The following is a 12,519-nucleotide window of genomic DNA, read 5'->3' on the forward strand; positions in this document are numbered from 1 at the left end:
AATTGAGTCATTGCGTATTTATCGACACAATGAATAGGCACGCTGTGCAATGCACAAAACAAGTTGCATGTTTTTTCATATAGTAAACGCACTATAAAACGATGCGAAGGACTGGCAGTCCTGTGAGGACTGCCAGTCCTAGATTTAAATCACTTTATGGTACGGTTACTATAATGAGTTGATTACCCCTAAACAATCCTGAGTTCGGCGAAAATAAAGAAAGTTTCCTGATAAGTCGGTTGAAACAGGAGATTTTTACATCTTAATTTTATCCTTAACTCAGATTGACTAATTACAAGGAATATCATGGATATAGAATTACCAGAAGTCGATGAATCTGATAAATTTGAAAAACGTATCGGCATTGTGCTGACGTTTTTCGCGGCATTATTAGCAATTAATGATGTTGGGGCTGACCGTTTTGGCACTGATGAGTTGTTAGCGCATAGCGAAATGGTTTCTGCTTATCAATGGTATAGCGGCAAAGGCATCAAAGAGGATATGGTAGAAGGACGGCGAGATTTATTGCTCATGTTGGTTGAATCGGGTGCAATTGCGCCGACTCATGTTGAGGCTGTTCGTAAAACAACAGAGACGTTAAACGTAGATATCGAACGGTATAAAAAAGAGAAACAAGAAATTCTCAAAGGCTCTAGTGCTGTGGGTGAGGCAAATTGGGTACAAGAGGTTGACGGGAAGCTAGGGCAAGTCATCGGCGCGAAACAGTGGGAAACTCAGTCTCGGGTTTTAAACTTGGCGGGTGATAAATTTGACGCTGCAACCCTGTTTTTACAATTATGTTTAGTTATGGGTGCATTAAGTTTGTTATTAAAAGCCCCTAAATTAAAACATTTTTTCTTTAGTATGATGGTTGTCTTTGGGTCATTAGGTGGAGTTTTTTCTGCGTGGGCGTTTTCTATTGCGACGACAGTTTGAGTGATGAAAAAACGGTTTTTTAAGCGCGTGTATTAAGATGTTTTTCCTCTTGAGTTCATATCAATAATTGCATGAATTCAAGAGGATATTGATATGAATAATAAATATAAAAATCGGTGTAACGATTATTTTAACGATAAAAGGCTTGCGGGAATTTTTCAGTAATTAACATAATGGCTTTGCCTTGAGAAAAAACGCGATATGTGCGAGAAAATAAAATATCGTCGTTTTCTAATGCAAAGTGATGAGCCCGTTGTTGGGCGGGTTCTGTGCAAAAACTCAGTTTTTCCTTAAATGTTTCTAAACGATGGGCAAGCCATAATTTACCAATAGGTACTTGACTGGTTAATAACTGCTCACGAAATTCAGGGCTTAAACGGTCAGGGACAATAATCGATTCTGCATAAAGCCAATTTTTTCCGCTGTGTTTCCCTTGTAATAAAATATCGCGTTGAATAATACCTTGTCCCTGCTGAATCTCTAGGGCAGGAATAGCTTGTGGGCTTGCTTGTAAGGTTTCTGCGAGTTTGACGACGTGAATCGGCTCTTGTAAGTAAGCCTCTAACAGTTCGGTTAATGTTCCATCCGTGATTAATAAGATACGTTGAAAGGCACTTAACGCATCAAGCACTAAATGTCCTTCTTGCAAGGTGATTGCTGTGTGTGCAGAGGGTAAATACCGCTCAGGGTCTTGCCAATTATCTGCGTTCATCCTGTTTCATCTCTTTTCAACCCTGACTTATCCGTGCATCAGTAATGCGTCATGGCATGACAGTGGGCTATAAGTACCATCAAATTGATAACCGAAGAGTTCTATATCTTCCGCGAAATGTTCAGCAACCAGTTGGCGCGTTTTAGGGGTGTAATAATGGCGGTAATCGGTGCGATTACTCTGATTTAAATGGGGTAAGGCGGGAATATCTAGCCCAATGTGTTGACAGATAGATTGGAAATCTTGGCTTAAATTTTCATAACGTCCAACAAAATCAACTAATAACTTTCCATGTTCATCCGCCAGTACGGTTTTTTGCAATTTAGTTGCGCCTTTAGGAAAAGGGTTTTTTGTATGAATCACCCAGTCTAAATAAGCGTCGAAATGAGGAAAAGATTTCACTAATTCATAACGTGGATTTGTCGTTTCTTTGAGTAAAAAGTGATACATAGAAACTTGCCAATCCCATGGATTACGCACAAAGGCAAATTTATAAAATTGTTGGAATTGTTCTGCGGGTAATATTTTTTGTGCATCACTTGCTTTTGCGTGCAATAGCATCGTTTCCCACATGGTATAAAGGGGATTAAGTTGACCATTTAAGTGTTTCGCAGGACGATGAATTTTAAAGTGTTCTGGCTCTTCTGTATGGTCTTTTAACGCTTCACGAATACTAATGCCTGCTGCTTTAGCAACATGGAAAAAAATAAATTTATGTGTATGAGAGATAAGCATATTTTTAGCACACGATGTCAGCATGAAATAAAAAAGCACGTTGTTAACGCACAAGGTTTTTATACGCTTTTGTAGCTTCATAGAAAACGGATAAAACCGATTAACCATGATATTAATCGGTTATTATCTATTTGTTTCTATTGCTATTAGTACATATCCGCTAAACGTTTACCAAGACTTTTACCCACATAATCACCGTGTAGAATGCCCTTCGGTGTTAAAACAACTTCTGTATCGGACAGCGTGATATAACCGTCTTCCTGCAATTTATTCAGTTCTGCACCGCATAAACTACTGAGTTTAAAGCCGTGTTTCTTTTGGAAAGCGGTTAAATCGAGGTGTATTAGTTTCATCCCAAGAACGACATCGCGAATCATTTGGTCTAAACATGTGAGGTAATGCCCACGATTAATCGGCAATTCCCCCGCTTCTACCATACTGATGTATTTATCAGCATCATTACTGTTTTGATAAACCCAAGTGCCTAATCGTCCAAAGGCTGACGTACCAAAGGCATAGCAATCATCTCCCCGCCAAATGCTCGGCGCGTGTACGTGGGTATAACGCCCTTCTTTGGTAAACGTGAAGAAACTCCAAGGGCGATATTGGGCTTCATCAAATTTATTTAGCGCATACTGCATAAAGTCTAATTCTTGGTCATCTGAAGGCAGTTGTAAGGATTCATTCCGCACTTCAATAAAATATTGCGTATTGGTGTACAACTCCATTTTATAGACGGTAATGCTATGCACACCTGTTTCTAACGCACGATTAACGCTGTATTCCCATGTATCGGGTTTTTCGCCCGCTAAACCGCTCATTAAGTCAATATTAACAACAGCGTTGGTACTTTTAGCGAATTCAATTGCACGCAAGACTTTTGCTTCTGTATCTTGGCGGTTAGAGAGTTTAATAATGTCATCGGAGAGGGATTGCACGCCCAAACTGATACGGTTAACGCCTAATTCTTTTAAAACATCGGCTTTTTTCTCCGTTAAGGTGACGGGTTCACCCTCAACGGTAAATTCGGCGTTATCTAAATTGAAATGTTGCCGTAACGTATCGGTGATTTGCTTTAGATTATCACCCGCTAACAAGGTCGGTGTGCCACCGCCAAAATAGACGGAGTTCACAGGACGTTTACCTAAACCAAATTGTTGGTTTGCCAGCGTGATTTCCTTGCATAAGGCATCGACATATCTATCAATCTCAGATTTACGGCTGTTTGTAATGGTGCGGTAGTAGCAATAAGAGCACCGTTGCGCACAGAAAGGGCTATGCACGTAGAGATTTAACGGTCTATCCGTTTGCATCTCATCCACATCCAATTTTTTCCAGTGGAGGAAATTCGGATAGTTAGTGATAAAGCCTTTACGTGACGGCTCCCAGTACGGATTTTCTTTGCGAGTATTAATCATAACAATACCTTTTTAAACAGAATAATCAGCGTAATAACAACGTTGATAGAGAGATTAATGAGCGAGTTTGGTCGAAACGAATTGCGCAACGCTGTTTAAGTTTTGAAAGTAATCCATGTTCAGTTCATCTTCGCTGAATTTAATAGCGAAGTTTTCTTCAATCAGGCTGATAAATTCCATAATCGCAATAGAATCCAAGCCCAACCCCCCTTCAAACAAGGAGACTTGAGCGTCTAGCTCTTCTAAGCGTAAATTAACATCCAAACGATTCGCAATAATATCTTGTAATTGTTCAATAATTTTTTCGTTTTCCATACCAAACACCTTGATTTTTTGTATTTTAAGGGGATATAACAGCAAGTTTGCTTTGTTGCATTAACGCTTGTCTGTCAACTTTTCCACTGGGTAACAGGGGCATTGTTGTTAGAATGTTGATTTCATCGGGTACTGCATAATTCGGTAAAATAGTGAAACAAGAGTCACGAATCTGTTGAGGGGTAAACGTGTTCTCCGCCGCTAAGGTGCAATAGGCACAAATTCCTTGACCTTGTGCATTTTCTTGTTCAATCGGCACAATCACCGCTTTTTCTATGCCTGTTAGGCTTTCTATAGCTTTCTCAATTTCGGCAAAAATAACGAGATAGCCACGTCGATTAATGCTATGGTCGCAACGTCCCCAAATGACGAGATAATCATCAGGATAAAAACTGGCTAAATCTCCTGTTTTAAATCCCCGCTGTCCCTGTTCTGCATTACTCAATCCCTGTGCGTATTCGTCCACATAACGATTAAAACCATAGCTATATTGCAAATGCAATTCGCCCGTTGTGGAGTTTTCAGAAGGGGGGGAATGTGTAGCAGGTTCAGGCACAGATGCCGTTATTGATGGTAATGGACGTAAATAACCGCTTGCCCGTTTTTCTAAGGGGTCACTGAGCCATGATGTTGCCACCGCGCCCATCTCAGTACTGCCGTATAAATTAACTAATAAGCCAAATTTTTCTTCAACCGCTGTAAATAAGGTTTTTGGCATTTTATCGCCCGCACTGACAATAAGACGGTAATGGCGTGGGGTTTGACAACCTTTAACTAATAATTGGCAGAGTGTGGGGGTTAAAAACACACTGTTTGGTTTGAATTGTTTATCAACAGCTAAGTAGCGAAAAATATTCGTTTTATCTTGTAGTGCAATATTAGCATTTGCCGATAAAGCAGGTAGTAACCCTGCCCCTAAGCCGTACATATGAAAAATAGGGACAGGTAAAAAAACATTGTCTGTTGCGGTGAGTTGGAAACGGTCAACACATTGTTCAGCATTGGCGAGTAAAGCCTTGTGGTGATATTCGACAATTTTTGCCATCCCCATACTGCCTGATGTTCGTAAATACAGGCGTTCTTGCTCAAGTGGTGCGGTGGTTGTGGTCGCGTGAGGATTTGGCGATAGGGTGAGAAACTGTTCTGGTGGGCTGTCTTGTGTGGTATCGCGGGTATTTTGAATGTGTAAATGATAACGGCAAAATGCGGGCGGCGCGGGGCGATGGGGGTGAGGCGGATAAATAAAAAAACAATAGCCTTGACGAATCAGATATAACAGCGTCAAAACACTAAAAGTTTCATTTGAAAACTCTATAGCAATTCCTGTTTCTGGGGTAATTTTATGTTTTTTAAAAAAATGTTCTAACTTTTCAAAAATCAGTGGAATATCGTGATAAGTACAAGTTACTTGTCCATCACTGATTGTATTTGTCGCTACCGAGGGTTTTTCTAAATGTGTTAGCAATCCCATATAACCACTCCATTGGTCTAAAGGTGGATGAGATTATCAGCAAGTTAAATTTTTAACGTTTTTTTTAAGGCTAGCACATTTAGCGCGATAAAAGAATTCAAAAGAATTGCTTTATAACGAATTTAAAGGAGATTATATTGAGTTATTTAGGGTAAACTATAATTTTTTTTCGTTTTTTCAAAAAAATAGCGATAAGGAAGGATGAAAAAATCGGAACACGCGAATCAGATTCACCAGACAAGATTAAAATATTGTCTGAATCAGGATTTTCAGAATTAACAGAATTAGCAGAATTTAAAACCCTCAAAACAAAAAGTCAGGTGAATGATGCTTTTTAATCCTGAAAATCCTGTGAATCCTGCTTCAGACAAGCTGTTGTCTTTTTTAAAATAAACTCGAAGAACTCAGGTTAAGTTAGGAAACAGTTTTTATATAAGATTTTAATAATTCACATAATTCTTTTTCTTGTAGCTGTTTTGCCAATTTTATCAGCATGTCGATAAAGTTTTGTAAAGCAGGTTCTTTTGCGACTAATTCCTGCCCATAGTCAATAATACCTTGCATATCACCTTGTAAGGCTAAATCGTAAAAAGTATCTAGTTGATGCTGATTAGGATGTAGGGGATACAGTACAGCAGTTTGTGTCGGTTTAATGGAGTTGTGCTGTTCAGGTAGGGGAATGTCATAAACCCAGATAAAATTGAGATATTCTTGTAAGGTATTGAGGAGTAAATCAGCGGGAATGGGTTTTGCGATAAAGTTTTGACAGCCTGCTTCAATGCAAAGAACTCGGTCTGTTTCAAACACACTGGCGGAAATGGCGATGATAATAATATCTTTTAGTTCAGGATATTGTCTAATTTTTCGAGTGAGTGATAACCCATCGAGTTTAGGCATAACAATATCGGTTAAAAGTACATCTGGGTGATATTTTAAAGCTTGTTCAAAGGCTTCTTGTCCATCCGTTGCTTCGATAATGTCAAATCCTAAGGGGCTGAGTAGGCTTCTAAGAATGTGGCGGCTGTCGTGGCTATCGTCCGCAATAAGAATTTTACAGGATGTGGGATGATTGGCATACGCGGGAAAGTGATAGCGACTAATACGCGGCATTTCGAGGTTATGGTGTCGTTGTGTTTGAATAATGGGGGGTAAGTCTAGGCGGATAAAAAAGTGTGTTCCTCGTTTATATTGGCTACTGACGGTAATTTGTCCCGCCATCATTTCTACTAGCTTTTTGGTAATCGCTAATCCTAAACCTGTTCCTTGTTCTCGGTAGCGCGGTTTTCCAAGTTGTTCAAATGGTAGAAAGATTTTTTCTAATGATTCTGTGGCAATGCCAATGCCTGTATCTTCTATATGAAAGCAAAATTGTGAGTCTTGACGATATTCGACTGTAAAAGTAACGCTTCCACGGTTGGTAAATTTAACCGCATTGCTTAAGAGATTAATGAGTATTTGGCGCAGGCGTTTTGCATCGGCATAAACAATTTTGGGTAAAATACCATAGGTTTTATAGTTGAATTCAACGCCTTTTTGCTCTGCGCGGGTTTGAAAGAGGTGTACTAGGTCACTTAGAAATTGTGATAAGTCCAATTCGCTAGGATGTAATTCCAAACGGTTGGCTTCAATTTTGGCAATATCTAAAATGTCGTTGATTAATGTGAGAAGATAATCTCCTGCCCGTTGAATAATACCAATGCGTTCACGGTGTTGTGGATTGAGGTTGATATCTCGGTAGAGTATTTGTGCATAGCCCAGAATGGCATTCAGTGGGGTACGCAGTTCATGGCTCATGTTGGCTAAAAACGTTGTTTTTGCGGAGTTTGCCACTTCGGCGACGTGTTTGGCTTCACGTAGGGCGGCTTCCGTTTGTTTTTGTTCCGTGATGTCTGTGACGCTACTCCAAATATAATTATGTCCACCGCGTTCAATCAGTAGGCTATGCAGACGTACAGGGACTAAATGCCCTGCTTTATGGCGTAGTTCTTTTTCATAGGGGCGGAAGCTCCGCGTTTTCTTTAGGCTATCAATCCGTTCGTGTTCTAATGGGTGAAATTGTGGCGGGGTAATATCCCATAGAGTAATTTTGCCTTCAATTTCTTCAGGTTCGTACCCAAGCGCGTGGGCATAAGCGGGATTTACTTCAATAAAATCACCTGTCAGGCTAATCAGGGCGAGTCCAATTGGTGAGGCTGAAATAAGTGTTCTTAAATGTGCTTCACTTTGACGCAAGGCTTGTTCAATTTGTTTGTGTTCTGTGATGTCTTGAACTGTGCCTAGAATGCGGGTCGGCTTGCCTTGATTATCATGAATTAATTCGCCTATGCAGTGTAAATAACGAACATGACCATCTGACCAGCGGATAATGCGGTATTCTGTATGATAAGGTTTATTTTGTTCTAGGGTATCTTGTAGCGAAAAGTAGTAAATTTCGCGGTCATCAGGGTGAATCAGTGCGTGTAAAATCCCACGATTGATAATAGGGTATTCTTCACGAGTCAGCCCAGAGATGCGGTAAACTTCATCCGACCATTCTTCGGTATTGCTGATTAAATCCCAATCACGATGTCCTACGTGGGCAATGCGTTGTGCTTCGGCTAAACGTGCCTCGCTTTTACGCAATTGTTCTTCCATTTGTTTACGCAGGGTAATATCGCGTCCAACCAGTTGGAATTCTATTAAATTGCCGTATTCGTCAAAAATGGGCGAATCGGTCCATTCAAACCAACAGACTTGTCCTGTATGGTCGATATTAGGTTGTTCATAGGTAAGCACACGCGGTTCTTTAACATGTGTGCGGTGTAATTCTAGGTAATATTGGCGATTGTCTAAGGGGAGAACATGGAGAAAAGAGCGTTGTAATAGTTCTGCTCGAGATTTGCCAAAGTGTTGGCAATAGGCATTATTAACAAAAGTCAGATGGGTATCGGGCGTAATACGACAGACTAATTCAGATTGTGATTCGACAATCGTGCGGTAGCAAGATTCGCTATGGCGCAATTCTTCTTCAACTCGCCGTTGTTCTGTAATATCAATGCCATTGCTGACGATATATTTAACTAACTGGTGTTCGTCAAGAATAACGCTGTTAGACCATGCAATTAAATGGCGTTTACCTTTTTTATCAACCCAATAGCTTTCGTATTGTAAAGGACATTGTTGTGGCGTGAGCTTGCTTAAGATATGTTGTAGATGGGGACTGTCTTCAGGGAGTAAAAATAAATCAAAAATAGATAAGCCTTTGACTTCTTCAAAGTGATAACCTGTTAATTGTTCACAAGCCTGATTAAAACTGAAAACCCGTCCTTCTCTATCGATGACAACAAGAAGGCTGCTTGCGGTTTGATAAATTGCTTTAATAAAATCCCGCTCTTCTCGCAAGGCTCTTTCCGCACTCTGCCGTGAAATTGCTTGTTGTCGTACAGCAAATAAGCGTTCGATAATGACGGGCAATAATTTAATATAATGTCCCTTTTTATCGCGCATGACATAATCGCCAACACCAAGTTTAATCGCTTCCATCACGACTAATTCATGTCCCGCTTTTACTAATAAAATACTGGCGATACGTCGCCGTTGTTCTGCTAATAAGCGTAAAAACTGTAAGCCGTCAAAAGGGTGTAAATGATAGTCAAAAATCAACAAATCATAATGTTCATTTTGTAAACATAATAATCCCTGTTTTGCTTCTTTTATCCATGTCACATGATGCCCTATTTGCTGTAAATAATGCATCACTGACCTTGCTTGTATCGGGTTTGCACCAATGTAGAGAATTTGCAAAAGTTGTTTGGCGGGACGAGAGATTGGAAGCATAACAGGGAAAAACAAGTTTTAATAAAACAAATGGTTAAATAGAATAAACTGAGGCATTAAGCCCTTTAAATCAGCACTGAGCAGATTCTAAGCAACATAACAAAATCAGTTACAATACACAATTTTCATAAAACCAAGACTTGGAGAATCACAGCATGGGATTTTTAGCAGGTAAACGTGCATTAATCGTTGGATTAGCAAGCACTCGTTCAATTGCATGGGGAATTTCTCAAGCCATGTTACGCGAAGGTGCAGAATTAGCCTTTACTTATCAAGGCGAAAAACTGCAAGAACGGGTCATCAAAATGGCAGGAGAATGTGGTTCATCCCTCGTTTTTCCTTGCGATGTACAAGATGATGCACAAATTACAAGCGTCTTTGATAATCTAGCGAAAACATGGGACGGCTTGGATATTATTGTCCATTCTGTGGCTTTTGCACCTGCTGAAGAACTTAAAGGGAGTTATTTAGATAACGCCACTCGTGAAGGTTTCCGTATTGCCCATGATGTCAGCTCCTACAGCCTTTCTGCACTGGCAATGGCAGGACGGAAAATGATGCAAGGGCGTAATGCGTCTATTATGACACTCAGCTATTTAGGCGCAGAACGTGCTATGCCTAATTACAATGTTATGGGGTTAGCAAAAGCCAGTTTAGAAGCCAATGTCCGCTATTTAGCCTATAGCTTGGGCGCGGAAGGTATTCGCGTGAATGGCATTTCTGCAGGACCTATTCGTACATTAGCGGCAGCAGGCATTGCTGATTTCCGTAGCATGTTAGATTACGTACAGGAAAATGCGCCGTTACGTCGTAATGTAACCATTGAAGAAGTCGGCAATGTCGCTGCTTTCCTCTGTTCTGATTTAGCCTCAGGGGTAACAGGCGAAATTACCTATGTCGATTGTGGATTTAATACGATAGGTATGGGCGGATATAAATCTTAATCTGCATAAGCAAGCCATGTTATGAATTAACATGGCTTTTGTGCTTATTTTTCCGCTAATAATACTTTTAAATCTAACGGTTTTTCTAAAAACTGCCGAAATTCTGCGGCGGGCATGGGTTTACCACATAAATAGCCCTGTGCATAATCACACTCATAACTACTTAATAATGCTAGTTGTTCTCGAGTTTCCACCCCTTCAGCAACCACGCTTAAACGTAACTTTTGCGCCATTGCAATAATTGCGGTTACTAATGCACTGTCATCACTATCATGATTTAAATCGCGGATAAATGACTGGTCTATCTTTAAGGTATCAATCGGAAAGCGTTTTAAATAACTCAATGAAGAGTAACCTGTTCCGAAATCATCTACTGATAGTTGCATACCTAAGCGTTTTAAAGATTTGAGTGTTTCTAGCGTATCTTCTGCGTTTGGCATGATTAAACTTTCTGTCAGCTCTAATTCCAAGCGACGCGGATCCATATTTAACTCATTAATAATTCGTTCAATCGTAATTAATAAGTCTTCTTGAATAAATTGACGGGCGGATAAATTCACTGAAACATGAAGCGGTGCATGATTGGGACGTTGCCAACGTTGGTTTTCTTGGCAAGCGGTACGCAATACCCATTCCCCAATGGGAATAATCAGCCCCGTATCTTCAGCTAAAGGAATAAATTGCGCAGGTGGAACGAGGCTAAATTCAGGACTACGCCAACGGACTAATGCCTCAGCACCCACAATCACGCCTTTACGAATATCAAAGCGCGGTTGATACCAAACCTCAAATTCTTCAAACTCTAAGGCTTGGCGCAATTTATTTTCCATGTTCAAGCGGGCGGCAGAAGCGGCATTTGCACTATGTACATAAAAGCGATAATTATTGCGTCCCTGACGCTTTGCCATGTACATACCTGCATCGGCATTTTTCATTAAAGTGCCAACATCGCGCCCATCTTTTGGAAAAATACTGATACCAATACTTGGCGTGATATATAACTCTTGCTCATGAAAGCATAAAGGGCTAGTCAGCGACTTAATGATATATTCTGCAACAATCGCCGCGTTACTCGGTTCTTTGATATCCCTCAATAATAGCGTGAATTCATCGCCCCCTAAACGTGCGACGGTATCCTCTGGCAAACGGGTACATGCTAATAATCGCTTTGAAACCTCTTGTAGCAAACGGTCGCCTGCTGCATGTCCTAAGGTGTCATTAATGAACTTAAAGCGGTCAAGGTCAATGAATAACATCGCTAAAATTTCATTATTTTGCTCTGCATGATTGATAGCTTGTTCTGCCCGTTTAATAAATAAAGCGCGGTTAGGTAAATTAGTCAGCGCGTCGTGATAAGCCTGATAAGTCAGCTTTAAATTGAGCTTTTTTAACTCAGCTGTGCGATTTGTAACGGTACGCTCTAAATGCTCATTATGCTGTGCGAGCTTTTTATCCCGCTCCTGAATAGCCCCGAGCATGTCATTAAAACCGCTGAATAAAGTTGTGATTTCATCTTTACTGGGAAAAGGGTCTATCCGTAGCGCGTAATTTTTCTCGATAGACACACGCTGTGTCATGTGCGCTAATCGTAGAATGGGCGCAGTAATGATATGTTGTAAACGAGAAGAGAGTAAAAACGCGACAAAAGCAGAAACAACGATAATAATCAATGCAATACTGGTATAAATTTTAATGCGATCATAAAACGCTTGTCGGTCAGTTAATAACACTAAATCGCCTAAATAAGTTTGATTGGGCGAATAAATCGGGACAGAAAACTGTAAAAACCGTGTTGAACTGACTAATTGATGTTCTGTATAAGGCGCAATAGGTTTTACAGATAGTAAATCTGCACGCTGATAACTGGCAAATAATACATGTCCTGTCTCTTCATTTTTATAAACATGTGCTAAAACAATATTTTTATTTTCAGACAAGGCATTTAATAAATTATTGGTTTGCTCTGCATCATCGAAATGTACCCGAAAAGAAATACTCACGGCGGTCATATTCGTTTGAACTTCTAATTCATTTTCCATTGTCCGTTGAATAGAAATTAAATCATTTACCATAAAAGCCGTACTAGAAAATAAAAGTACGATGCTACTACTCAGTAACATAATCAACGTGAGTTTATAACGGATGGATAATTCACTAAATTTATTAAACATA

Annotated in this window: 9 protein-coding genes; 2 read left to right on the forward strand and 7 right to left on the reverse strand. The window is 40.0% G+C overall.

The features are described from left to right. Window positions 1-306: 306 nt before the first annotated feature. Window positions 307-936: a DUF4337 family protein gene (locus BEGALDRAFT_RS03770; RefSeq protein ID WP_002683798.1), complete on the forward strand. Its 630-nt coding sequence runs from the start codon at window positions 307-309 to the stop codon at window positions 934-936. Window positions 937-1,066: 130 nt separating this feature from the next. Here the strand turns inward: BEGALDRAFT_RS03770 and BEGALDRAFT_RS03775 are convergent, their stop codons facing one another. The 6 genes from BEGALDRAFT_RS03775 to BEGALDRAFT_RS17850 form a co-directional block, all read right to left on the reverse strand. Continuing rightward, complete coding sequence (locus tag BEGALDRAFT_RS03775; protein ID WP_002683800.1) at window positions 1,067-1,648, reverse strand: chorismate--pyruvate lyase family protein; 582 nt, start codon at window positions 1,646-1,648, stop codon at window positions 1,067-1,069. Window positions 1,649-1,675: 27 nt separating this feature from the next. Continuing rightward, the gene (locus BEGALDRAFT_RS03780; RefSeq protein ID WP_198284607.1) at window positions 1,676-2,407 is read right to left on the reverse strand and encodes a sulfotransferase family 2 domain-containing protein; all 732 of its coding nucleotides are present in this window, start codon (window positions 2,405-2,407) and stop codon (window positions 1,676-1,678) included. 122 nt (window positions 2,408-2,529) lie between these two features. Beyond that, window positions 2,530-3,801: a coproporphyrinogen-III oxidase family protein gene (locus tag BEGALDRAFT_RS03785; protein ID WP_002683807.1), complete on the reverse strand. Its 1,272-nt coding sequence runs from the start codon at window positions 3,799-3,801 to the stop codon at window positions 2,530-2,532. A 54-nt stretch (window positions 3,802-3,855) separates the two neighbouring features. Further along, the gene (locus BEGALDRAFT_RS03790) at window positions 3,856-4,116 is read right to left on the reverse strand and encodes an acyl carrier protein (RefSeq protein WP_002683809.1); all 261 of its coding nucleotides are present in this window, start codon (window positions 4,114-4,116) and stop codon (window positions 3,856-3,858) included. Window positions 4,117-4,141: 25 nt separating this feature from the next. Continuing rightward, window positions 4,142-5,587, reverse strand: a complete 1,446-nt coding sequence (locus BEGALDRAFT_RS03795; RefSeq protein ID WP_002683811.1) for a class I adenylate-forming enzyme family protein — start codon at window positions 5,585-5,587, stop codon at window positions 4,142-4,144. A 414-nt stretch (window positions 5,588-6,001) separates the two neighbouring features. Continuing rightward, the gene (locus BEGALDRAFT_RS17850) at window positions 6,002-9,403 is read right to left on the reverse strand and encodes a PAS domain S-box protein (protein ID WP_002683812.1); all 3,402 of its coding nucleotides are present in this window, start codon (window positions 9,401-9,403) and stop codon (window positions 6,002-6,004) included. A 155-nt stretch (window positions 9,404-9,558) separates the two neighbouring features. Between BEGALDRAFT_RS17850 and BEGALDRAFT_RS03805 the strand changes: the two genes are divergently transcribed. Then, window positions 9,559-10,347: an enoyl-ACP reductase FabI gene (locus BEGALDRAFT_RS03805; protein WP_002683814.1), complete on the forward strand. Its 789-nt coding sequence runs from the start codon at window positions 9,559-9,561 to the stop codon at window positions 10,345-10,347. A 44-nt stretch (window positions 10,348-10,391) separates the two neighbouring features. On the opposite strand, the gene BEGALDRAFT_RS03810 is transcribed toward BEGALDRAFT_RS03805, so the two are convergent. Next, window positions 10,392-12,518 (reverse strand): EAL domain-containing protein, encoded by a 2,127-nt coding sequence (locus BEGALDRAFT_RS03810; protein ID WP_002683816.1) that lies wholly within the window; start codon window positions 12,516-12,518, stop codon window positions 10,392-10,394. Window position 12,519: the final 1 nt, after the last annotated feature.

The organism is Beggiatoa alba B18LD (assembly GCF_000245015.1).
In the GTDB taxonomy this organism is placed as follows: Bacteria; Pseudomonadota; Gammaproteobacteria; order Beggiatoales; family Beggiatoaceae; genus Beggiatoa; species Beggiatoa alba.

What these genes read in the sequence shown, in the direction of transcription:
- BEGALDRAFT_RS03770 (WP_002683798.1), top strand. Translation starts at nt 307, where the DNA reads ATGGATATAGAATTACCAGAAGTCGATGAATCTGATAAATTTGAAAAA.
- BEGALDRAFT_RS03795 (WP_002683811.1), bottom strand. Translation starts at nt 5,587, where the DNA reads ATGGGATTGCTAACACATTTAGAAAAACCCTCGGTAGCGACAAATACA.
- BEGALDRAFT_RS03785 (WP_002683807.1), bottom strand. Translation starts at nt 3,801, where the DNA reads ATGATTAATACTCGCAAAGAAAATCCGTACTGGGAGCCGTCACGTAAA.
- BEGALDRAFT_RS03790 (WP_002683809.1), bottom strand. Translation starts at nt 4,116, where the DNA reads ATGGAAAACGAAAAAATTATTGAACAATTACAAGATATTATTGCGAAT.
- BEGALDRAFT_RS03775 (WP_002683800.1), bottom strand. Translation starts at nt 1,648, where the DNA reads ATGAACGCAGATAATTGGCAAGACCCTGAGCGGTATTTACCCTCTGCA.
- BEGALDRAFT_RS03810 (WP_002683816.1), bottom strand. Translation starts at nt 12,518, where the DNA reads ATGTTTAATAAATTTAGTGAATTATCCATCCGTTATAAACTCACGTTG.
- BEGALDRAFT_RS03805 (WP_002683814.1), top strand. Translation starts at nt 9,559, where the DNA reads ATGGGATTTTTAGCAGGTAAACGTGCATTAATCGTTGGATTAGCAAGC.
- BEGALDRAFT_RS03780 (WP_198284607.1), bottom strand. Translation starts at nt 2,407, where the DNA reads ATGCTGACATCGTGTGCTAAAAATATGCTTATCTCTCATACACATAAA.
- BEGALDRAFT_RS17850 (WP_002683812.1), bottom strand. Translation starts at nt 9,403, where the DNA reads ATGCTTCCAATCTCTCGTCCCGCCAAACAACTTTTGCAAATTCTCTAC.